At 52.6% G+C, this 22156-nt stretch carries 21 protein-coding genes; 20 read left to right on the top strand and 1 reads right to left on the bottom strand.

The window, feature by feature from the left end:
* Positions 1 to 18 precede the first annotated feature (18 nt).
* From JW953_23565 to JW953_23470, 20 genes are all read left to right on the top strand, one after another.
* Entirely contained in the window at positions 19 to 1011 is a 993-nt protein-coding gene (locus JW953_23565; protein ID MBN1995686.1) for a phospho-N-acetylmuramoyl-pentapeptide-transferase, read from the top strand.
* A gap of 76 nt (positions 1012 to 1087) precedes the next feature.
* Positions 1088 to 1390, top strand: coding sequence for a hypothetical protein (locus JW953_23560; GenBank protein ID MBN1995685.1), 303 nt, complete (start codon positions 1088 to 1090; stop codon positions 1388 to 1390).
* An 83-nt stretch (positions 1391 to 1473) separates the two neighbouring features.
* A complete protein-coding gene (gene murD, locus JW953_23555; GenBank protein ID MBN1995684.1) occupies positions 1474 to 2934 on the top strand; it encodes a UDP-N-acetylmuramoyl-L-alanine--D-glutamate ligase in 1461 nt (486 codons plus the stop codon).
* Between the two features lie 51 nt (positions 2935 to 2985).
* Positions 2986 to 4209, top strand: coding sequence for a putative lipid II flippase FtsW (gene ftsW, locus JW953_23550; protein ID MBN1995683.1), 1224 nt, complete (start codon positions 2986 to 2988; stop codon positions 4207 to 4209).
* Positions 4121 to 5230, top strand: a complete 1110-nt coding sequence (gene murG, locus JW953_23545) for an undecaprenyldiphospho-muramoylpentapeptide beta-N-acetylglucosaminyltransferase (GenBank protein MBN1995682.1) — start codon at positions 4121 to 4123, stop codon at positions 5228 to 5230. The genes ftsW and murG overlap by 89 nt, the downstream gene beginning before the upstream one ends.
* On the top strand, positions 5217 to 5960 hold the full coding sequence (locus JW953_23540) for a hypothetical protein (GenBank protein MBN1995681.1): 744 nt from the start codon (positions 5217 to 5219) through the stop codon (positions 5958 to 5960). The genes murG and JW953_23540 overlap by 14 nt, the downstream gene beginning before the upstream one ends.
* Positions 5961 to 6024: 64 nt before the next feature.
* A complete protein-coding gene (locus JW953_23535) occupies positions 6025 to 6810 on the top strand; it encodes a hypothetical protein (GenBank protein MBN1995680.1) in 786 nt (261 codons plus the stop codon).
* Between the two features lie 62 nt (positions 6811 to 6872).
* Entirely contained in the window at positions 6873 to 7652 is a 780-nt protein-coding gene (locus JW953_23530) for a CvpA family protein (GenBank protein ID MBN1995679.1), read from the top strand.
* A 104-nt stretch (positions 7653 to 7756) separates the two neighbouring features.
* A complete protein-coding gene (gene murC / locus JW953_23525; protein MBN1995678.1) occupies positions 7757 to 9157 on the top strand; it encodes a UDP-N-acetylmuramate--L-alanine ligase in 1401 nt (466 codons plus the stop codon).
* Positions 9154 to 9366, top strand: a complete 213-nt coding sequence (locus tag JW953_23520; protein MBN1995677.1) for a hypothetical protein — start codon at positions 9154 to 9156, stop codon at positions 9364 to 9366. Before murC ends, JW953_23520 begins: the two co-directional genes overlap by 4 nt.
* A gap of 13 nt (positions 9367 to 9379) precedes the next feature.
* Positions 9380 to 10312 (top strand): UDP-N-acetylmuramate dehydrogenase, encoded by a 933-nt coding sequence (murB, locus tag JW953_23515; protein ID MBN1995676.1) that lies wholly within the window; start codon positions 9380 to 9382, stop codon positions 10310 to 10312.
* The gene (locus JW953_23510; protein ID MBN1995675.1) at positions 10299 to 11420 is read left to right on the top strand and encodes a D-alanine--D-alanine ligase; all 1122 of its coding nucleotides are present in this window, start codon (positions 10299 to 10301) and stop codon (positions 11418 to 11420) included. Before murB ends, JW953_23510 begins: the two co-directional genes overlap by 14 nt.
* Positions 11421 to 11483: 63 nt before the next feature.
* Positions 11484 to 12335 carry an FtsQ-type POTRA domain-containing protein gene (locus JW953_23505; protein MBN1995674.1) on the top strand — a complete coding sequence of 284 codons (852 nt, stop codon included), beginning with the start codon at positions 11484 to 11486 and terminating at the stop codon, positions 12333 to 12335.
* A gap of 263 nt (positions 12336 to 12598) precedes the next feature.
* The gene (ftsA, locus tag JW953_23500) at positions 12599 to 13822 is read left to right on the top strand and encodes a cell division protein FtsA (GenBank protein ID MBN1995673.1); all 1224 of its coding nucleotides are present in this window, start codon (positions 12599 to 12601) and stop codon (positions 13820 to 13822) included.
* Between the two features lie 58 nt (positions 13823 to 13880).
* The gene (ftsZ, locus tag JW953_23495) at positions 13881 to 15014 is read left to right on the top strand and encodes a cell division protein FtsZ (GenBank protein ID MBN1995672.1); all 1134 of its coding nucleotides are present in this window, start codon (positions 13881 to 13883) and stop codon (positions 15012 to 15014) included.
* Positions 15015 to 15229: 215 nt separating this feature from the next.
* Positions 15230 to 16561: a response regulator gene (locus tag JW953_23490; GenBank protein MBN1995671.1), complete on the top strand. Its 1332-nt coding sequence runs from the start codon at positions 15230 to 15232 to the stop codon at positions 16559 to 16561.
* Positions 16562 to 16777: 216 nt separating this feature from the next.
* Entirely contained in the window at positions 16778 to 17860 is a 1083-nt protein-coding gene (locus JW953_23485) for an aminopeptidase P family protein (protein ID MBN1995670.1), read from the top strand.
* A 125-nt stretch (positions 17861 to 17985) separates the two neighbouring features.
* Positions 17986 to 19188, top strand: a complete 1203-nt coding sequence (locus JW953_23480; protein MBN1995669.1) for a hypothetical protein — start codon at positions 17986 to 17988, stop codon at positions 19186 to 19188.
* Between the two features lie 279 nt (positions 19189 to 19467).
* On the top strand, positions 19468 to 20448 hold the full coding sequence (gmd, locus tag JW953_23475) for a GDP-mannose 4,6-dehydratase (GenBank protein ID MBN1995668.1): 981 nt from the start codon (positions 19468 to 19470) through the stop codon (positions 20446 to 20448).
* Positions 20449 to 20486: 38 nt separating this feature from the next.
* Positions 20487 to 21062, top strand: a complete 576-nt coding sequence (locus JW953_23470; GenBank protein ID MBN1995667.1) for a UbiX family flavin prenyltransferase — start codon at positions 20487 to 20489, stop codon at positions 21060 to 21062.
* Here the strand turns inward: JW953_23470 and JW953_23465 are convergent.
* Positions 21059 to 22045, bottom strand: coding sequence for a uroporphyrinogen decarboxylase (locus JW953_23465; GenBank protein MBN1995666.1), 987 nt, complete (start codon positions 22043 to 22045; stop codon positions 21059 to 21061). The two genes, JW953_23470 and JW953_23465, sit on opposite strands and share 4 nt — an antisense overlap.
* Positions 22046 to 22156: the final 111 nt, after the last annotated feature.

The following is a 22156-nucleotide window of genomic DNA, read 5'->3' as shown; positions in this document are numbered from 1 at the left end:
GCTTTCCGTTCAGGCACTATGGCATATTCACTTACTTTGGGCACAATCTCATTTTTATTAGCCGTTATTTGGGGGCCGCCCTTGATTGCTTTATTGAGACGGTACAACATTGGCAAAGGCATTCGCATTGAGGGGCCGGTCACCCATCAAGTGAAAAAGGGGACCCCCACCATGGGCGGTTTGATGATCATTGTGCCGGTTTTGCTGATCACGCTTGTTTTAAATATTGCCAACCTGTTCGCCAACTTGTTGGGCGAGGAAAATCTCATTGGCCGGTCCATTCTGGTGCCAATGGGCGTCATGCTTGCCTTTAGCATTCTGGGCGCGGTTGACGATTTAATGGGAGTCAGAGTGATCACCACCGGTTTGACAGCGCGTCAAAAACTTTTGTGGCAATTGATTTTTGCCACAGCCACGGCCCTATTTTTGCATTACGCGCTGGATTTACGCAGCATTGCCATTCCAGGCATTGAGGAAAAAATTGACATCGGCTGGCTCTATCTTCCAATTGCCATTTTTTTTATTGTGGGTATGTCTAACGCGGTTAATTTAACCGATGGCCTGGATGGTTTGGCCGGCAGCATTGCCGCGGTGGCCTTTGTGGCCTATGGCGTAATTGCTTTTTTGCAGGGGCAAATTTGGCTGGTGGCCTTTGTTTATACGGTGGTGGGGGCAGTGTTAGCCTTTCTCTGGTACAATGCCTATCCCGCCGAAATGATCATGGGCGATACCGGCTCGCTGGCCCTGGGCGCTACTTTAGCCGTGGTGGCCCTGATGACGGGCCAGTGGTTGCTTTTGCCGGTGGTGGGCTTTGTTTTTGTGGCCGAAACGGCGTCGGTTATTTTGCAGGTAGGTTTCTTTAAATTGACCAGGGGTAAGCGTTTGTTCAAAATGGCCCCAATGCATCACCATTTTGAGCTATTGGGTTGGTCTGAAACCCACGTAACCCAACGTTTCTGGCTGGTTGGTATTTTATCGGCTATGTTGGGCATTGCCCTGGCTTTAATCTAAAGGTTGTGGATAAGCGTCTGGTTTAGGCAGACGTTTTAATAAATTTATTAGTGAATAATATGGAGGACCATTCAAAATGGAACATCTTCAAATGCGAAACTCAAACCATAAGCAGCGCCCCTCTCAGCGCAGAGCCTATCCAGAATTGGTGGTGGCCCCGCCTCTATCTGAAAAAGACGCGGCTTATTACGCTGCGCTTAAACTGGTGGCCCGCATTGACGAAGATTTGAGCCTGGGTATTCGTCATTATCGCAATCGAGCCGGCCGGCTTCTGACCACTTTGGATCAGGTAGTGCATGCCATTCTGGCCGATGATCTGCTGGTGGCCGAAGAGCAAGAAGCCGAACTGATGTGGTTGCCGCAGGAGTTGGCGGCCTGACCCGTGGTTTGTTTCTGTTTGTTTCTATTCAGTCGTCTTGTTGAGGTATAGGCTGAATAGCTACGCTTGTTTGGAAATTAACTTTGACAGACATCGGTGCGTTATCCGGCTTACGGGCGCTGGTGGTTGGTTTGGGGCGCGAAGGTACTGCTCTGGCGCTCTATCTGGCCGGGCATGGCCTGGCCGTAACCGCTACTGACCAACAACCTGCCCAAAAATTAAACGCCATTTTACCCTCTTTGCAGGAAGTTGGCGTGTCGTTGACCCTGGGGGAGCATCCCGTATCTCTCCTGGATGAGGTTGACCTTTTGTTTGTCAGCCCCGGCGTCCCGCCGGAACTTCCTTTTTTGCAAGAGGCCAGGCGGCGTAAAATTCCGTTTAGCGCCGAGAGTAGATTGTTTTGCCACCTTTGCCCGGCGCCAATTATTGCCATAACCGGCTCCAGCGGCAAAACCACCACCACTACGCTTGTTGGGCACATACTGGCCGCCGCCGGCCGCAAAACCTGGGTTGGGGGCAACATTGGCCAGCCTTTAATCACCGTTGTGGATCAGATTCAGCCGGGCGATGCGGTGGTTATGGAGTTGAGCAGTTTTCAATTGGAATATTTTCACGGCAAGCTCAATGAAACGGTTGACCTTAAGGTTGTCGCTGGCGTTCAACGGCAGGTTCTGGCGGCGTTGCTGGCTCCCTGGAGCCCGCCTCTTGGGGCCGTCCTTAACATCACGCCCAACCACCTGGATCGGCATCCTTCGATGAAGGATTACATCCAGGCCAAACGAGCCATTGTTGATTACCAGAGGCCGGACGGGCGGGCTATCATGAGTTTGGATAACGATCTGACCCGAACCATTGGCCGTCAACTTGGCTCCAGAACCCGCTGGTTCAGCCTGGAAGCCCTGCTGCCTGGCGGGGCGGGTTTATCAGGCGATACGGTAGTGTTGCTTGACCAGGCCGGCGTGGCGCAGCCGGTAGTGAACCGGCAGCAGATAAAACTGCGCGGCAGCCACAACTTGAGCAACATTCTGGCCGCCTGCCTGATTGCCGGAGAAGCCGGAGTTTCAGTAGAAGTTATGGGTCGGGTGGCCGCCACCTTTACCGGGGTTGAACACCGGCTGCAAATGGTGCGGGTACGGAACGGAGTGAGTTACTATAATGATAGCATTGCCACCACCCCGGAACGATTAATTGCCGCCTTGCGCTCTTTTGACGAGCCAATTGTATTGCTGGCCGGGGGGCGGGACAAACATTTGCCGTGGGCAGATGCGGCGCGGGTGATGCTGGGCAAAACCCGGCACATCATTCTCTTTGGCGAAGCCACGGAGATTATTGCCCGGGCCATTGACGAAAATTGCCCGGCGGCAAGCCTGGCCAATCCGGCCTTGCACCGTTGTGTAAACCTGGAAGAGGCGGTCCACCTGTCGGCGCAGGTGGCCCGGCCCGGTGAGGTGGTTTTGCTTTCGCCCGGTTGCGCCAGCTTTGACGCTTTTGCCAACTTTGCGGAACGGGGCGAGAAGTTTAAAGAATTTGTAGAGCAGTTGTAGGGCCGGGGAGTACGGGTAAGTTATGCGCCGTTATAAAGGTTTTTGGATCTGATGGGCCAATCAAAAACAGAAGATCAGCACAAATATGACTATTTGCTCATAATCAATGTGGCCGCGCTGCTGATCGTCGGCCTGATGATGATTTACAGCGCCACCTTTGCCCTGGGTTATCAACTGCACGGCCAGCCGACCTATTATTTTATCCGGCAGCTTTTGTGGATGGGCCTGGGTTTGCTGGTTATGATTATCCTGGCCCGGGTGGAATACCATACCTGGCGGCGATTTTCCATCCCCATTATGGCAGTTACTATCTTCTTGTTGGGGTTGGTGTTGGTAATTGGCGAAATGCGTTTTGGCGGGCAGCGCTGGCTTTTTCACGGCTCTATTCAACCTTCAGAAATAAGCAAGTTAGCCATTATCATTTATATTGCCGATTGGTTATCGTCTAAAGGCGACGAGCAGATCCGCAAAATTAGTTATGGCCTGGTCCCTTTTGCCATTTTATTGGGCTTTATTACCGGCCTGATTGTTTTGCAGCAAGATTTAAGCACCGCTATTCTGATCGCCGTCACCGCCCTGGCTATGTTTTTTATTGCCGGGGGCAGTTTGTGGCAAATCATAGCCAGTATGGCCCTGGCCGGAGGAATTTTTACCCTGTTTATCACTCGCTCCGCTTATCGTTTGGCCCGCATAACCACTTTTTTAGACCCGCTCAACAGTGATCCCCTGGGCGACGGCTACCAGATTCACCAGATATTGATTGCCCTGGGGTCGGGCGGTTTGACCGGCCTGGGGTTGGGCGCCAGCCGGCAAAAATTTGGCTATATTCCGGCCTCCCACACAGATGGTATTTTTGCCATTTTAGGCGAGGAGCTGGGCCTGCTGGGCTGCCTGGTAGTGATTGCCTTGTTGGCCTTTCTGGCTTATCGTGGTTTTCGCATTGCCCTGGAAACCACCGACCCCTTTGGCCGGGTGCTGGCGGCAGGGATTACGTGCAACCTTATTTTTCAGGCCATTGTTAATATTGGCGTGATAACGGCCAGCCTGCCGTTTACCGGCATTCCCCTGCCCTTCATCAGCTTTGGCGGGTCGTCGTTGGTGGTGAGCATGGCCGGCATTGGCCTGTTGCTGGCCGTTTCTCGTGGAACAATGCCGGATGAGGGCCGGTTGAAAGAAGAGGAACGCCGTGAGATTGATCATATCCGGCGGCGGAACCGGGGGGCACGTTTATCCGGCCCTGGCCGTCGTCCAAGAGCTGGCGCGGCAGCACAGTGATTTGGAAATTCTCTGGGTCGGCAGCCGGGGCGGGATGGAAGAAACTCTGGTTGAACGGGCCGGTTTAAAAATTGAATTAATTTCGGCGGAGGGAATACGTGGCAAAAATCCCGTGGCGTTTGGGCGCGGATTATGGGCACTGGCCCAGGGTTATCGCCGCAGCCGCCAAATTATCCGTCGGTTTCGGCCTGAGGTGTTGTTTGTGACCGGTGGTTACGTGTGTGTGCCAATTGCGCTAGCTGCTCGAGGGGCCGACCTGCCGGTGATCATTTATTTGCCGGATGTTGAACCGGGACTGGCGATTAAGTTTCTGGCCCGGTTGGCCAATCGGGTGGCAGTGACCACTGTCGAAGCAAAGCAATTCTTTAAGCCTGGCCTGGCGGTGGTCACTGGGTATCCGGTGCGGGCGGAGTTGTTTGCCATGCAAAAGCAAGGCCAGGCTGTCGCCCGGCGAGAACTGGATTTGCACGGCGACCTGCCGGTGTTGTTGGTTTTGGGCGGTAGCCGGGGTGCCCGCAGTATCAACCAGGCTATCACCAATCAGATTCAAGATTATCTGTCGGTGTGCCAGGTGGTGCATGTGACCGGCACGCTGGATGAGCAGTGGGTTTGGTCCAGGTGGGCCGAGTTGCCGGAAGAATTGCAGGCTCGCTATCACGTGTGGGCCTATTTGCATGATAAAATGATGGCCGCTTTGGTGGCGGCTGATCTGGTGGTATCGCGGGCCGGCGCCAGCGTGATGGGCGAGTTCCCGGCAGCAGGTTTACCGGCGGTGCTTGTGCCGTATCCTCACGCGGGGGCGCATCAAATGTTGAACGCGCAATACCTGGCCCAACATCAGGCGGCGCTTATTTTGGATAATGCTGATTTGAACGAAAAATTAAAGGATACGGTACTCAATTTACTGAAAGACCCAAAAAAGTTGGCGGCCATGAGCCAAGCCAGCCAAAACCTGGCCAGGCCAGAGGCGGCGGCTTGTTTAGCCCAGGAGATTGTGGAGGTCCAGCGTGTTACAAATTAACTGGACAGTTCTGGTTTTATTAATAATGGGGCACTTTGCCCTGGCCGGTTTTTTTAAAGGATGGTGGAAAGAAGCCATTACCACTATCTTCCTGGCTGTTTTGGTTTTCTTTTTGCAGATGCCCAGCGCCGCCCAGTTTTTTATAAACTCAATTAATTGGGTTATCGCTGCTATCTGGCAAATCTTGCCCAGTTTTGTGCTTGATTTTCTGGCAACCGTCTTTGGGTTGGGTACGGCTGGGTCTCCGCCGCAAATTGATGCCAGCAGTCCACAAACCTGGTTAATTATGTTGATTGTTTTTGTGGGCCTGGCGATCTTGTTTGGCCGTTTAAGTATGCCTGGTTCAGGGCGTCGGGGTGATTACAGCGGTTATGTAGTAACGTGTGGTGGAGGCTTATTTGGGGTATTGTTGGGTGCTGTCAATGGTTGGCTCATTATCAGTCTAATTCGAGCCTATTTGGATGGCCGTAATCTACCTGCCGGTAGCGAGATGGCTTCTATAGGAATGGCCTCGCCGGTGGCAGACCAGATTGCCATTCAAGCAGTGAATGTGCCCAATGCTTCTATCTTGGATAGTTTTTTGCCCTGGCTTTTTGTGGGGATTAGTTTGGCGGTGTTGGTGGCGGCTTTCAAAAGTAGAGTTGCTGTTCGGGAAAATAAAGGATTTAGAAAAATTGATTTTAGACCACCACCGGGTTATGCCAAAACCAAAATAACCAAAGGTAGTTGAGCCTTGACCTTTTTTGTACTCAACCTTATTGAACGATGCGCCATTTAGAGGGTGAAGTTGAGCCGTGAACACTGTTGAGATAAATTGGACCGTAATCACTTACTTTGTTATTGGCCTTTTTGCTCTATCAGGTTTCTTAAAAGGCTGGTGGAAGGAAGCAATAACCCTGTTCTTTCTGGGGAGTCTGGTTTTTTTGCTGAAGATGCCCGAGGTGGCTCAAACAGTTATTGATTGGCTGAACCGTATCTTGCAAACAGTCTGGGGTTGGCTGCCGTTGTCTATTCAGGAATTTCTGGCCAATGTTTTGGGGATTACGTCCTTTCAAATTGATGCCGGTAGCGGCATGACGTGGTTGGCTGTTTTGATTTTTGTGCTCGGTCTCTCTGTTTTATTGAGCCGTTTGCTCTTGCCTAATCATTTGAGGACTGCCAAAACTTATTACACCTACACTGTAACCCCCCTGGGTAGTTTTTTAGGGGGTCTTTTGGGTGGGTTGAATGGATTTCTGATTATAAATTTGGTCAAAGAATATCTGGATGGTAGTAATTTGCCCACTGGCGCCGAAGAACCGGCCACCGAAGTGGCCGTAGCCGGGGGGCAAACCGTGGGCATCGCCTCTTCTGGCGTGGGCCTTGAGGTGATAGATTTGCCTAATTTTACCCAAATTAGCCATCTGCTGACATGGGGCATTATCGGTTTTGCGCTCTTGTTATTGGTACTTGTTTTTAGGAGTAGAGTCTTTGGCCCAAAACAACCCTTTGGTTATCAAAGAGGGAATATCAAGAAAGAAAAAGAAGATTTTGTAATCGTTCCCGCTATTGTGCCTGTTAAAAAAAAGGAGGGTAATTGATGGCTTTTGCCGTAAAGGGTTTTGATGAATACTTCATGCAAATAGTTCCGTAGGTGAACACTATGGAAATTGATTGGATGTTGCTCACCTATCTTGTTGTTGGTTTCTTCGCCGTTATCGGATTTTTTAGGGGTTGGTGGAAGGAAGCCATTACGATTCTTTTCCTGGCAGTTTTGTTATTATTGTTACAACGACCAGATTGGGCACAGGTTGTAGTTGACTTTATAAATTGGATAATTGCTGTAGTGTGGCAGTTTGTGGTCAATTTGTTTGGTCTTACCCCTACTATTGGTCCGTTTCAGTTCAATGCTTCAAGCCCGGGGACATGGATTGCAATTTTACTTTTAGTTCTCGGGTTTTCTGCTGTGTTTGCCAGTCTGATCCTCCCAACTTCGCTTAGACGGTTACCCTCGAAAGTATATAAGGTTGGACCTCTCGCCAGAATATTGGGATTATTTTTGGGGGCCATAAATGGTTTTCTGATCATAAGTTTGGTTAGAGAATATCTAGATGGTCGGGCTTTACCTGGTAATACACCTCCTGAAACAGAAATAGCGGTGGCGGGCAGCAGCGCGTTTGGCCCGGCCTCAACCAATATCTCAATCCAAGCAGTGAACTTACCCCAATTCACAATTATGGACAGCTACATCCCGTGGTTGATCGTTGGGATTGGTTTGTTGATTTTTTTTATTGCTTTAAGGAATCGTATTATCATCTCAACATCAAAAGATGGTCGCAAGGTAGAATATAAACTACCTTATGGTTACAAAGAATGGATGATTGAAGAAAAGAAACCGGATGATAAAAAGAAAGACGAAGAAAAAAATAAGGACAAGAGTTAGGCTTTGCTCGTAAATAATTTCGTCCTTGATGCTCGTTCTTTATAGACAAATTTGGGGAGTCGTTTTGAGATAAATCCCTAATTGAAAGAAAGCTAACAATTAACGTGCCTAACATTCACCTCATCGGCATCGGCGGCGCGGGTTTAAGTGCCATTGCCACCGTACTTTTACAACAAGGTTATACCGTTTCCGGCTCCGACATGCAGGCGTCAGAAGCAACCGCGCGGCTAACCCAGTTGGGTGCAACCATTTTCATTGGCCACCGGCCTGAAAATCTGGCCGACAACCTGGACACGGTCATCGTTTCCTCGGCCATTCCGCCCCATAATCCCGAATTGGCCGCCGCGCGAGAACGTGGCCTGAAGATGGTCAAACGGGCCGAATGGCTGGGCCGGATGATGCGCGATAAGGTGGGCCTTGCCATTGCCGGAACGCACGGCAAAACGACCACCACCGGCATGGCGGCTTTTTTGTTCCGGGAGATGGGCCGGGAACCAACTTATATTGTGGGTGGTTTTATCCCTCAGTTGGAGACCAATGCCGCCGCCGGTCAGGGAGATGTTTTTATCATCGAAGCTGACGAGTATGACCACATGTTTTTGGGACTACGACCAATAGTGGCCGTGATAACCACCGTTGAATGGGACCATCCCGACATCTTTCCCACGCGGCAGAGTTTGCGCAAAGCTTTTGCCGATTTTGGGCAACTGGTCCCGCCGCATGGTCTGGTGATTGGCTGCGGCGATGACCCCGGCGCGCGGGAAACGCTTAAAGCGGCGCTGGCCAAAACGACCACTTACGGTTTGGGAGAAGAGAATGATTGGTGGGCGGTCAACGTGCAATCCAATCGGCGAGGGGGGTATGATTTTCAAGTGATTCATGCTCCTACGGGTGGTTCGCCGCTGGCTGCTGTTTCGCTGACTGTACCGGGATTGCATAACGTTTATAACGCCCTGGCTGTGTTGGCGATGGCCCGGCAGCAGGGGCTTGATGTGGCGCAGGCAGCCGGAATTTTGGGACGGTTTGCAGGCGTCAGCCGTCGTTTTGAGTTAAAGGGTGAGGCTAATGGTATCACGGTGATTGACGATTACGCCCACCATCCCACCGAGATCAGGGCCACCCTGGCTGCTGCCCGCGCCCGTTTTGGCGACCGCCCGCTATGGGCTGTTTTTCAGCCCCATACCTTTAGCCGGACGATGGCGCTGCTGAATGATTTTGCGGGCGCTTTTGACAACGCCGATCACGTGATCATTGTTGATATTTTTGCCTCGCGGGAAACCGACGCGGGCTTGGTCAATAGTAAAGATATTTTGAACCGGATGAATCATCCCGACGCTCGCTACCTGGGGCCGTTGCTTGAGGCTACCGATTATCTGGTTTCGCATCTGGCGCCGCCGGCGGTGTTACTCACCCTGGGGGCGGGCGACGGCTACCAGGTGGGCGAATGGGTGTTAGAGCGTTTAAACGTTAAACGTTCAATGAGTGGAGAAAGGAACAACCAATGAACCAGAAAAATGGCAAACTGATGCAGGCAAAAAATGGACAGCGTGTTTCTCAGTTGCCGCGGTCAAAATCTCCTGCGCTTACCCCGGCTGAGATGACGGAAGCAGCCCGTTTTAAAGCCATGACAGCCGCCAGAGCAGCCCGGCAGGCTATGCTGTTTCAGATTATGGCTGAAATGATGGAAGTGGATCAACCTTCCCCGGCGGCCTAAGCAGGAGTATCTTTTGTCCTGGTCGCCGTTTCTGACAGTCCTGGCCGCAGTGTTTGGCGATAGGGTGCGGCGTAATGAGCCGTTGGCCGGGCATACCACCTTTCGGTTGGGTGGCCCGGCCGAGGTATGGCTGGCGGTGGAGAACGTGTCCGAATTGGTCTCAGCCGCCACTTTGGCCCGGCAGCATCACGTGCCACTTTTCATTCTGGGAGGCGGAGCTAACGTACTCATCGGCGATGCCGGTATCCGGGGCTTGGTCATCCAAAATCGGAGCAATCGGGTTGACTTTCCGTCCCCGGTTGGAGAACCGGACCAGAGGGTAGAAGTGATGGCGGACAGCGGCGTGGTTTTGCCTGGTTTGACTCGTCGTTGCGCCAAACGCGGCCTGAACGGATTGGAATGGGCGGTTGGCGTGCCCGGCACTATTGGCGGGGCGGTCATCAACAATGCCGGGGCTTTTGGCCGTGATATGGCTCACACGCTTGTCCGGGCCGAGTTGCTCACGCCCACCGGAGAACGGGTGTGGCAGCCGGTTGATTGGTTTGAATATGAGTATCGTACCTCAAGGCTGAAGGGACAGCGGGACGGCTGGATTGTCTTGCGGGCGGCGCTGCAACTGATGTCTGCGCCAGTGGCTAAAGTGGAAAGGCGGATGCAAGAATTCAATATACAGCGCAAGGCCAGCCAGCCACCGGGAGCCACAATGGGCAGCATATTCAAAAATCCGTCTGGCGATTACGCCGGTCGCCTGATAGAGGCCGCCGGGTTGAAAGGGTATCGTTTGGGCGGGGCGCAAATTTCACCCGTGCATGCCAATTTTTTCCAAAATCTGGGCCAGGCGACAGCGGCGGAAGTGTTGACCTTAATTGAAACGGCGCAGACGACCGTCAAAGACAAATTTGGGGTTGAACTTGAACTAGAAATAGAGGTGCTTGGTGAGTTCTAAGCGAAAACTGCGGGTCGGCGTAATTTTTGGTGGGCGCAGCGGCGAGCATGAAGTTAGCCTGACTTCGGCTAAAGCCGTTATGAACGCCATTGATAAAGATAAATACGAGGTGGTGCCTATTGGCATTACCAAAACAGGCCAGTGGCTGGCCGGGGGCAACATTCATCAGAAATTGTTAGACGCCGCCGCCGGGCATCCCCTGCTGGCCAATGAAATCAGCCGGGCCGAGTCTCTCGCTCAAGAGCAGGCCCTGGCGCTGGGCGTGGCCGAGACCGGCCCGCTGGATGTGGTGTTTCCGGTGCTGCACGGCCCCTTTGGCGAGGATGGCACTGTGCAGGGCTTTTTTGAACTGGTGGGTGTTCCCTACGTGGGCGCAGGTGTGCTGGGCAGCGCAGTGGGTATGGACAAGGCTATCGCCAAAGAAATTTTCCGGGCGCATGGTCTGCCTATTGTCATCCATCGTGTGTTTTTACGCAAGCAGTGGCAGAGCGACCCGGAGGCCGTCATCGCTGCATGTGAGGCAGCCATGCCTTATCCCATGTTCGTCAAACCGGCCAACCTGGGCAGCAGTGTGGGCATCCACAAGGCCAAAAATCGCGTCGGGTTACAATCCGGCTTGGATGATGCAGCTCGTTACGATCGGAGGCTTATTGTGGAGCAGGGCTTGGACGCTCGCGAGATTGAGGTGAGCGTGTTGGGCAATGATGACCCCATTGCCTCTGTGCCGGGTGAGATTGTGCCCTCCAAAGAGTTTTACAGTTATGCGGCCAAATATCTTGATAGCGATTCCGAACTTTTGATCCCGGCTCCCCTTAACCCGGAACAGACCGAGTTAATCCGGCAACTGGCCGTGTTGGCCTTTAAGGTATTGGATTGTTCCGGCCTGGCCCGCTGCGACTTTTTATTGGACAAAACTACCGGCGAAGTGTTTATCAACGAACTCAATACAATGCCCGGCTTTACGCCCATCAGTATGTATCCCAAGTTATGGGCAGCCAGCGGGATTTCGTATAGTGAGTTAGTTGATCGTTTGATCGAATTGGCCATTGAACGCTTTGAGGATAAACAACAATCGCAAACCACGTTTGATGTGAGTGCGGCTGAGTAGTGTTGACCGATGTATAGCCATCAAAAACGCCGACGACGGCGCCGTTCTGAAATGCGACTGGGAGTGAAGACGATTGATTACGAAGCCACTGCCGTTCAACCTCGCCTGACCTTGACCCCCGTGGTAAGATTTTGGCAGGCGCGGGGCACAAAATTGACCGGCCTGGTTGCTCTGATTGTGTTGGGCTGGAGCGGATACTTCTTATTTACCCAGCCGCGTTTTTTTGTTTACGGGGCCGATATCCAGGGAAATGTGGCCGTGTCGGCGTACGAGATTTATGCCGTTAGCGGTATAGACAGCCAGAGTATTTTTTGGCTCAATCCAACCGAAATCGTTGAGCGAATTACGCGACTGCCTAATATCAAGGCGGCTGCTGTGTCCGTTGCGTTGCCGGCTAAAATAGTGATCAACGTGGTCGAGCGGCGCCCCGAACTGTTGTGGCAAACCGGCGAAACCGTCTGGTGGGTGGACCACGAAGGCATGATTGTGCCTCCCAGGGGTGACATCACCGGCATGCTGCGGATTATTGACGACGACCAACAGCCCTTGCAGCCGGGCTACCAAATTGACGCCGCCATTGTGGAAGGAGCGCAGACCTTGCGGATGTTGGCCCCGGAAGTATCGGTGATCCGTTATTCTCGTTTGCAGGGTTTAACGGTGGCTACGCCTGAAGGATGGCCGGTATACCTGGGCGACGGCAGTGAGATTAAGGCCAAATTAATAGTGCTCACGGCGTTGCTGGCCGATTTGAAAGATCGAAATATTACGCCGGTTTTTATTGATTTGCGCGACCCGCTCCGGCCTTTTTATAAACCGCAATCTATTATTCAGATTGCCCAGCCGGTACAGCGATCAGTTTCAGGGTCGCGAGCGGCTGTTGGTTCGGCGCAAACCGGGCCGATAGCGCCGCGGTAGGATATTATTTAGGCTGTACGGCAAATAATGACCTGCCAAAGATGCCATACAAACAAGAAGGTTTCTCTTGTTTACCGGCATATACCCGGCAATGGGCCGTAATGCGCTGTGATGCGCCAAAATTTTAAGGAAAAACACTATATGTTGTGGTTTAACCCCTTGCAAAATACTATATATTGTGGTAAACTGGATTCTACCACTTACTACCTTTATCGGGGGGAAAGCCGGTGTAAACCCAAAACTTTTCAGCGAGGAGACCTGGTGTGGAGCGGACCGTTGTCGCCCTGGATATAGGCACTACCAAAATCTGTACCCTGGTCGCCGAAGTTGGCCCTCCCCCGGAGAATGTGCTGCGGATAGTGGGGGTGGGTACGGTTCCGGCCAAAGGCATCCGCAAGGGCGTGGTAGTGAATGTGGGTGAGGTCACGGCGGCCATTACCGATTCTATTCATCGGGCTGAACGGACCTCCGGTTACGAAATTGCCAGCGCCTACGTTGGTTTGGCCGGGGCGCACGTTAGCGCTATGAACAGCCGGGGGGTGGTAGCCATCAGCCGGGGCGAGCGAGGCATCCGTCCCGTAGACGTGGAACGGGCTTTGGAAGCGGCCCGGGCCATTGATCTGCCGCACAACCGCGAGGTGCTGCACATCATCCCCCGCGATTTTACGGTAGACGGCGACAGCGGCGTGCGCGACCCGGTTGGCATGCAGGCGTATCGGCTAGAAGTTGAGGCCCATATTGTCACCGGCTCCACGGCCTCCATCCGTAACCTGGTCAAATGCGCGCAGAATGCCGGTATCTACATTGACGCCTTGGTCCTTGAGCCGTTAGCTTCCGGCGAAACAGCGCTCACCGATATTGAGCGCGAGATGGGCGTGGCCTTGGTTGATATTGGCGGCGGCACCACCGACATTGCCATTTTTATTGAAGGCAGTATCTGGCATACGGTGGTGTTACCCACCGGCGGCGAACAAATTACCAATGATGTGGCCGTGGGTTTGCGCACGCCGTTCAATCTGGCCGAGGAGATCAAGATCAAATACGGCCATTGCCTGCCCGACACCATGATGCCCGATGAAACTGTCAAGGTAAGCGTGTTTGGCGGGGACGGTCAAACCCAAATCTCCCGCCAATTTTTGGCCGAAATCATTGAAGCCCGCGCCGAAGAAATACTGGAGATGGTTTTAAAGGAAATCAAACGAAGCGGCTATGATGGTTTACTACCGGCGGGTGTGGTATTGTGTGGCGGTACCGCCGAATTGCCGGGCCTGCGGGATTTGACTCGGGAGATTATGAACTTGCCGGCCCGTATTGGCGAACCGCAAAACTTGCGTGGCCTGGTTGATACCTTACAAAGCCCGGCTTTTGCCACCAGCGTAGGGCTGCTTGAATGGGGCGTCCGGCACGATCTGCCCTCGCCTGCGCAGCAGCCCTCTACCGGCCAGTTGAAAGTGCCGGGCTGGCTAAAACCATTTTTACCTGGCTGATTATCTGCGTTTAATGTTTTAAGGAGAATTTAAAATGGCTAACAACGGGAAAAATTATATGATGACCCCAGAGAATTTTGCCCAGATAAAGGTGATTGGCGTTGGCGGCGGCGGTAGTAATGCCGTTAACCGGATGATTGCCGAAGGATTGCGCGGTGTTGAATTTATTGCCGTCAATACCGATGCCCAGGCTTTATTAATGAGCGACGCGCCCCAACGTATCCGTATCGGCGACAAATTGACCCGCGGCCTGGGCGCGGGCGGCAACCCTGAAGTGGGGGGCAAAGCCGCCGAAGAATCATCGGAAGAGTTGGAAGAGATTCTGCGCGGGACGGACATGGTTTTTGTGACCTGCGGAATGGGCGGCGGCACCGGCACCGGGGCCGCGCCGATTATTGCCGAGTTGGCCAGAGACAGTGGCGCGCTGACCGTGGGCGTGGTGACCAAGCCCTTCACCTTTGAAGGCACGCGCCGCCAAAATGTGGCGGTGGAGGGCATAGAACGGCTCAAAGAAAAAGTTGATACGCTCATTGTTATCCCCAACGATCGCTTGCTGGAAATTGTGGATAAAAAAGCCAGCATGACCCAGGCTTTCCGCACCGCCGATGACGTGCTGCGCCAAGGGATCCAGGGCATCTCCGAATTGATTACCGTGCCCGGTTTGATTAACTTGGATTTTGCCGATGTTCGCTCGATCATGAACGGCGGCGGCACGTCGCTGATGTCGGTGGGGGTGGCCGCCGGCGAAAACCGGGGGGTAGAGGCCGCCGAAAGCGCGGTGTCTTCCTCGCTGTTGGATGTGACCATTGACGGGGCCCAGGGCATTCTCTTTAACGTGACCGGCGGCCCCGACTTGAGCCTTTTTGAAGTAAATGAAGCCGCTGAAATCATCAAACGTAAAGCCCACCCCGATGCCAATATCATTTTTGGGGCGGTGATTGACGATAACCTGACCGATGAATTGCGCATCACCTTGATTGCCACCGGCTTTGACGCCGTGGCCCAGCGGCGGCCCTACGTGGCCGGTAAACGGCGGGAAGGAGAGTCAAAAACCATTGCTTTCCCGCAAGACAAAATTAAAGAGTCCTTTGGCCGGACCGATTCTGCCCGTCAGGAGCCGGTTTACGACCCTGATAACCTGGAAGTGCCGGCTTTTCTGCGCAAGCGCATGCAGCAGCGCCGGGCTTCTTAAGATTTTTTTTGTTAACTCTGTTTGGGAATACTAACCTAAAAACGTTTCCTCCTATGGCCTGAGTGTGGCAGGTCAAAAAAAACCACACACCGCATCCCCGCTGCGCCCCTGGCCTTCCCCAGCCAGGGGCGCCTTTTTTTACCTGTATAAAACCCCCTATTTTGTGGTGTTGACGCTGGATATGGAGCGAGGTACAATGAGTATCAGTTGATATAATGAACACTGCCCTCTCCGAAACAACTGTGGCCACTATTTTAGTGGTTGATGACCTGCTAACCGATTTAGACTTTTTGGTTGATACTTTGAGTCTGCACGGTTATCAGCTCCAAACTGCCTTAAATGGCCCCGACGCCTTATCCCTGGCCCAAACTGACCCGCCGGACTTAATTTTATTGGATGTGATGATGCCGGGAATGGACGGTTATGAAGTGTGCCGGCAATTGAAGGCCAACGAACGCACCCGAGATATCCCCGTAATTTTTGTGACGGCCCTGGATGAAGTGATAGCCAAGGTTCAGGCCTACTCCGCCGGAGGCGTTGATTATATTACCAAACCTTTTCGTTACGAAGAAGTTTTGACGCGGGTCAAAATTCACCTGGCGCTTAAACAACGCAACCATCAATTGGCTTTGCTCAATCAGGTGGGCCGGGAACTTATTGCCACCCTTGACCTACAGCGTATCGCTGAGCAAATTCAGCAGACCGTTACCGAGATTGTGGGCGCAACGGGGACATCGGTGTGGCTCAAAGATCAAGAACAGGAAGAGTGGTTGGTTTGTGTGGCGGCTTTTCAAGAGGAGTCGGAGGAGTGCTGGACTGATTTGCGGGTACGGGTGGGTCAGGGTGTGGCTGGCTGGGTAGCCCAAACCGGGCAAAGCGCCACCATTGCCGATCCAGCTAACGATACACGTTTCTTCTCCGGAATTGATAAACAGACCGGCTTTTGTACCGAATCCTTGCTGGCGGTGCCATTACAACTGCGTGACCGCGTGATTGGGGTGTTGGAAGTGGTCAACAAGTTAAATGGTACATTTGACGTGAATGACCTGGAACTGGTTGAAACCATTGCCGCTTCAGCCGCAATTGCCATTGACAATACCTGGTTGGTTGAGGCGCTGCATCAGCACGCTGTTGATCTGGAGCATACCAATGCCGAGCTGCAAGAGGCGCTGGACAAAGTTAAAATTTTGACCGGCCTGTTGCCAATATGTAGCGGCTGCAAAAAGATACGCAACGACCACGGCTATTGGGAGCAAGTAGAAATTTATATTGCCAGCCATTCTGATGCGGAATTCAGCCACGGACTTTGTCCTGAGTGTATTAAAAAACTTTATCCTGATTTATATGGAAAATTAGTGGAGCGCAGACAGGCTATCTTGCAGGCCCTGACCGACCTGGGCCGGGCAGACCTGGAAACTATTGCCACAGCGGTGAAACTGCCGGAGAGCAATACCTTAAATCGCCTGCACGATATGGCGGCAGAAGGATTAATAAAAAGGGTTGACGTGGCCGGTCAAACGTTTTACGAATTGCCTACAGAACCTTGAGCTGTGTTCGATTGTACTTGGCCAATTTGAATTGCGCCTCATCAAGATGTCCCCCGCATGACAACCCTTCTCTTTATGGTATAATTGTTTCATTATTAAATTGAGGAAAGATGATAATTCCTCTGCCTTTTTGCCGCTGAAGGCTGAAAAACTCCTCAATTATTCCCAAACATTGTTTTATCCAAAAAATTAGAATATGCGTGCAAGGAGACGCCAATGAGTCGATTGGAACAATTTCGCCAACAAATGGCCCAAGAGGATATTGACGGTTTTCTGATAACCCAACCGGAAAATCGCCGTTATCTCTCCGGTTTTACCGGCAGTAATGGTGTGCTCATTATTACGGCAGAACAGCAGGTTTTGGCGACAGATTCTCGTTATTATGAACAGGTGCGGGAGCAGTGCCCTGATTGGGAGCTGGTTGAAGTTGGCTATGATTTTGTGGGCAATATGCTGGAGCTATTGCGAAGATTGGGGTTGGGCGCCCGCCGGGTTGGTTTTGAGGCGGAACACGTTAGCGTGGCTACGCTGCATGCCTGGGAGCGGGCCTTACTGGGCCGGCTCATTTTGATCCACGCCGAAGGTTTTGTTGAACAGTTGCGTATGCGCAAGGATAAGACCGAGATAGCCAGCATTAAAAAAGCCGTGGCCCTGGCCGACGACGCCTTTGCCCATATCAGCGCCTGGCTGCGACCAGGCCAAACCGAGTTACAAGTGGCCTGGGAATTAGAAAGTTACATGCGAACGCATGGGGCCGAGGCTGTTTCTTTTAAGTCCATTGTGGCCGGCGGCCCCAATAGCGCCAAACCGCATGCCGTGCCCACGGAGCGTTCCTTACAACCGGGCGAACCCATTGTGCTGGATTTTGGCTGTATGGTTGGCGGCTATTGTTCGGATATGACCCGCACGGTCTGTTTGGGCCAGCCGGCCGACGGTCGGTATTTGGAGGTTTGGAATATCGTGCGAGAGGCCCAGGAGACCGCCCTATCTGGGGCCAAGGCCGGTATGACGGGTGTGGAGGTGGATAAATTAGCCCGCCAGGTAATTGATCAGGCCGGATACAAAGACAATTTTGGGCATGCCTTGGGGCACAGCCTGGGCCTGGCCATTCACGAAAATCCCCGTTTTAGCTTTAACTATCCCCATCAGATACCGGCCGGAGCGGTGATGAGTGTGGAACCGGGCATTTACCTGCCCGGCTGGGGCGGCGTGCGCCATGAGGACCTGGTAGTGGTGCGTGAAGAAGGGCTTGAGATTCTGAGCAAATCGCCCAAAGAAGCGGTATTGAAGGTAACGTGAAACCTGCCGGGGTAATGGTCATAACTTAAAAATGATGCCTTGCACTAAACGGTTAAGTATGGTAATATACTATACATAAAATTATGTTAAGGTGAGGGAGTGTCCCCTCAACTGAGGAGCTTGTTATGGCTGGATCGAGACCCTCAATTCAATCTGTGCAAAGAAGCTTGATTATTGGCGTTTTGGCCGGTCTCATTTTTGGGTGTATTGCCGGCCTGGTTTTTTCCTATCTATATATCCGGCTGGATCCTCCGGTTTATCAGGGGGGTGCCTACCCTGAGGAATTAGCCCCAGGTTACCAAAGCCATTACCTGGCCATGGTGGTCGATTCCTACATTGTTAATCATGACGAAAAAGAGGCCCAAAGGCGCCTGCAAACGTTTGACCAGGCCACCAAAATTCGGGTTTTGGGCGAGCGGTTTACGGTATATGTGGCTAATGGGCAGGCAGTTGAAGCCCAGGCTGTGAGCGATTTGGCCGGCCAGCTCAAGAATCTTGAAGGTTGGTCGGCTGAAACCATTTCGGCTGAGGTAGGAAAATTGGCTGCCGAATACCAGGGCGATAGCGCCAAAATGCAGGCGGTAACCAGTTACGGCGCGGCTTTGAACGTGGTGCAGCAAGTTACGCCGCCGCCCGCCGGTGAAGAACCCGTCACCCCAATTGCCCCGGCCACAACGGCCCCGCCGGCGGAAGAACCGGGTGGCCTTATTGCCGGTTTTTCGGCGTGGCAATTAGGGCTTTGCTGTTTGTCGCTGCTGCTCATTATTGTGGTTGTGTTGCTCATTGGCCGCTGGCAATTTAACCGCAGCAGAAGAGCGCCGGCCAGGCCGCAAATTGAGTGGGAGGGCGAAGGCCCGGCACCCATCAAACAGTGGAGCGGCACTTATACCCTGGGTCAAGATAATTACGACGAGTTTTTCACCATCGAGACGCTTGAAGGCGACTTTTTGGGCGAGAGCGGCATGGGCATTTTAGAAGCTATTCCCGGCACCAGCCCCAAACAGGTGGTTGCCTTTGACGTGGGTCTTTTTGATAAAACAGACATCACCACCCTCTCCCGGGTAGTGATGAGCGAACACGCTTTTTACGATGAGGCCATTCAAGCCAAAGTTGAAGCCAATCCCCAGGCCGAGGCTGTGTTAGCCCAACCGGGCGCAGAATTTGTTTTGGAGACCTCGGCCCTGCGCGTTGTAGCCCACATTGATGAGCTGGAGTATGGCGAAGGCAACGTCTACTTCAACAGGCTTACCGTTACCTTAACCGTTTTCATTAAAGAAGGGGTTGATCTGAGAATAGGCACTATGGACGTGCCGGAGGAGTACCAATAGATTCTGCATAAATATAGTCTGTTTTTCAAACATCCTCTAGCAAAACCTACTTGCCCCTCATCAAAAAATAATAACAACATTGTTAAGCTCGTCCTCAAACTTGTTTAGACCCAAACTTCTGCTTGGGCCTAAACAAGCCTGGGAAGAAAATAAAGTTTGGACCGCTTCCCTGCCTGCCTTCTCTATAATTGCCCAGATAACCAACTTACATTAGAATACATCCCCGTTGTTTCAGCAACCGCTCTACCCAAAAAGAGATTTGAGAACCAGGAGATTTTTATGAGTCAAAAAACAGCCCTGATCACGGGGATCACGGGCCAGGACGGGTCTTACCTGGCCGAGTTTTTACTGCAACAAGGTTATAACGTGGTGGGCATGGTGCGTCGCAGCAGCACGGTTAATTTTGACCGCATTGCCCATTTGCAGGAGGAAAAAGCCCTGGAAATTGTGCAGGGCGACCTTCTGGATCAAATGTCGCTGATTGACCTGCTGCGGGAATACCAGCCGCAGGAAGTTTATAATCTGGCTGCGCAGTCGTTTGTGCCTACCTCGTGGCGACAGCCGGTCCTCACCGGCGAGTTTACGGCCCTGGGCGTCACCCGGATGTTAGATGCCATTCGCATTGTTAATCCAGAGATACGGTTTTACCAGGCTTCCAGCAGTGAAATGTTTGGCAAGGTGCGCGAGGTGCCGCAAAACGAAAACACGCCCTTTTATCCCCGCAGCCCTTACGGCGTGGCTAAAGTGTATGGCCATTGGATTACCATTAACTACCGCGAAAGTTATAACTTGTTTGCTTGTTCGGGCATCCTGTTCAATCACGAAAGCCCACGCCGGGGCCTGGAATTTGTGACCCATAAAGTTACTTACGGCGCGGCGCGTATTAAATTGGGCTTGTCTAATGAGGTCCGCCTGGGCAACCTGGAGTCCCGCCGCGATTGGGGTTATGCCGGCGATTATGTTCGGGCGATGTGGCTGATGCTCCAACAGGACGAACCCGATGATTATGTGGTAGCTACCGGCCAAACGCATTCCGTGCAGCGCTTGTGCCAGGTCGCCTTTGAGTGTGTCGGTCTCAATTATGAGGATTATGTGGTCACCGACCCCAAATTTTATCGCCCGGCCGAGGTAGATTTGCTGGTTGGCGATGCCACCAAGGCCGGTGAAAAATTAGGCTGGGAACCGATTGTCAGTTTTGAAGAATTGATCGAGATGATGGTGGAAGCCGACCTGGCCGCCTTACATGAAGAAGGATATTAAAATTTGCTCTTTATGGATAAGGAATTTTTGGCCAAAGGATGAAAAAACTCGTTGTTGGCTTTTCCGGCGCAACCGGCGTGATTTACGGGGTACGGTTGTTAGAAGTATTGCAGGGTATAACCGACATTCAAACCCACCTGATTATCAGCGATGCGGCCAAACGCACCATCCGGCTGGAAACGGCTTACACCGTGGACCAGGTAGAGCGCCTGGCCCACGAACGCTATGACTTTAACGACATTGGCGCGGCTATCGCCTCGGGTTCATACCCCACCAGCGGGATGGTTGTTGTGCCTTGCGCCGTAAAAACCCTCTCCGGTATCGCCCATTCTTACAGCGATAATCTCATCCTGCGCGCCGCCGACGTGACCCTCAAGGAACGGCGCAAATTGGTATTACTTTTCCGCGAGACGCCCTTACACTTGGGGCACCTCCGGCTGATGGTCCAGGCTACCGAGATGGGCGCCATCATCATGCCCCCTCTGCCGGCTTTTTATCACCGCCCCCAAACCATTGACGATATTATCAACCAAACGGTCAACCGGGTTTTGGACGTATTGAACCTTGATCTTGAGCCGGACCTTTTCCGGCGGTGGCAAGGTTCAGCCCATTAGGTGTTCAGGGAGCGATCAACCTCAGCCACAGCCTGTAAATTCTCTGGGGGGGTAAGGGTGGGGATAACGCAGGCCGGGGCCAGAATTAAACGCCGGCCCCCGGTTTGGGCAATGGCTTCTCTGGCTTGAGCGGCCACCACTGCCGGACTGCCCTCTTCCAGGGTGGTTCTATCCAGACCGGCCATCAGAGTTTTATCGGTAAGTGAGAGGGCTGCCTGGAGCGAAGGGTCGGTTTTGTGGTTATGCCAGCTTACGGCATGGGCCGGATATTGGTTGACAGTTTCAAAATATGGGTTCAGCCCATGCAGGTGGAGCACCAGGGGCACTGGCTGGGTTTGCACTCTTTCCAGCGCAATCAAATCATAGCGGACGACAAAGGTTTGACACAATTCTTCGCTCAACTTCTCTGCGCACGACAGTTGGCTAGCAAAGAATACGCCGTCGGCCCCGGTTTCCAGGGCCATGTCGGCAAAGCGAGAGGTGGTTTCGGCAATGGTGGCCAGGCCAATGTGCACATCGGTGGCATGATGAGCTAAATGTTCCAGCAGTGCGTCCCCGGCTAATTTGTAGGCAATGGTCATCGGGCTAAAAATGGTGATCAATACCGGGGCATCCTCTTCGCCCAATTGATTTTTGATAAGAGTAATAGATTCCAGAATGTGGCCATAACTGCCTTCGGTGGGATTGAGCGTGGACAGGTGCCGCCAATCATCGGGGATTTTGATGACCGGCTTTTTTAATTGAGGGGAGTGATCGTCGTCTTTGGGCGTCGAAATCTGGGCGCCCCAGTCTTGAATGGGGTAAAAGCCGCTGGGCGTCAGTTTGATTAAGTCAAAGTTGTACTTCTGGTAGAAAGCCAGCGTGGCTGAAGCCAATCCCGTTGGGGTCAGGTCTTGTTTGTGAAAATGCCGCCACAGGCTCAAAGGCACTTGGTCAACCGGCCGGCCTTCCAGGGCAGTATAAACGCGCTCTCGCTTGTTCATAGCTTCCTTCTTCTTTAGCTACCTACTTAACGGGCATAGGGTCCAAAATCTTCCCGCCTCAATAATAGCATAAAGTTGGCAACTGAACAATCATCAACCATCCAAAGTTCA

The sequence above is a fragment of the Anaerolineae bacterium genome, from assembly GCA_016931895.1.
Classification (GTDB): Bacteria; Chloroflexota; Anaerolineae; order 4572-78; family J111; genus JAFGNV01.
Note: the sequence above shows the minus strand (reverse complement) of the source record. Positions and strands in the feature narration are given on the sequence as shown.

What these genes read in the sequence shown, in the direction of transcription:
- JW953_23485 (MBN1995670.1), top strand. Translation starts at nt 16,778, where the DNA reads ATGAGTCGATTGGAACAATTTCGCCAACAAATGGCCCAAGAGGATATT.
- JW953_23560 (MBN1995685.1), top strand. Translation starts at nt 1,088, where the DNA reads ATGGAACATCTTCAAATGCGAAACTCAAACCATAAGCAGCGCCCCTCT.
- JW953_23520 (MBN1995677.1), top strand. Translation starts at nt 9,154, where the DNA reads ATGAACCAGAAAAATGGCAAACTGATGCAGGCAAAAAATGGACAGCGT.
- gmd (MBN1995668.1), top strand. Translation starts at nt 19,468, where the DNA reads ATGAGTCAAAAAACAGCCCTGATCACGGGGATCACGGGCCAGGACGGG.
- ftsW (MBN1995683.1), top strand. Translation starts at nt 2,986, where the DNA reads ATGGGCCAATCAAAAACAGAAGATCAGCACAAATATGACTATTTGCTC.
- JW953_23565 (MBN1995686.1), top strand. Translation starts at nt 19, where the DNA reads ATGGCATATTCACTTACTTTGGGCACAATCTCATTTTTATTAGCCGTT.
- JW953_23465 (MBN1995666.1), bottom strand. Translation starts at nt 22,045, where the DNA reads ATGAACAAGCGAGAGCGCGTTTATACTGCCCTGGAAGGCCGGCCGGTT.
- JW953_23490 (MBN1995671.1), top strand. Translation starts at nt 15,230, where the DNA reads ATGAACACTGCCCTCTCCGAAACAACTGTGGCCACTATTTTAGTGGTT.
- ftsZ (MBN1995672.1), top strand. Translation starts at nt 13,881, where the DNA reads ATGATGACCCCAGAGAATTTTGCCCAGATAAAGGTGATTGGCGTTGGC.
- JW953_23480 (MBN1995669.1), top strand. Translation starts at nt 17,986, where the DNA reads ATGGCTGGATCGAGACCCTCAATTCAATCTGTGCAAAGAAGCTTGATT.
- JW953_23530 (MBN1995679.1), top strand. Translation starts at nt 6,873, where the DNA reads ATGGAAATTGATTGGATGTTGCTCACCTATCTTGTTGTTGGTTTCTTC.
- JW953_23470 (MBN1995667.1), top strand. Translation starts at nt 20,487, where the DNA reads ATGAAAAAACTCGTTGTTGGCTTTTCCGGCGCAACCGGCGTGATTTAC.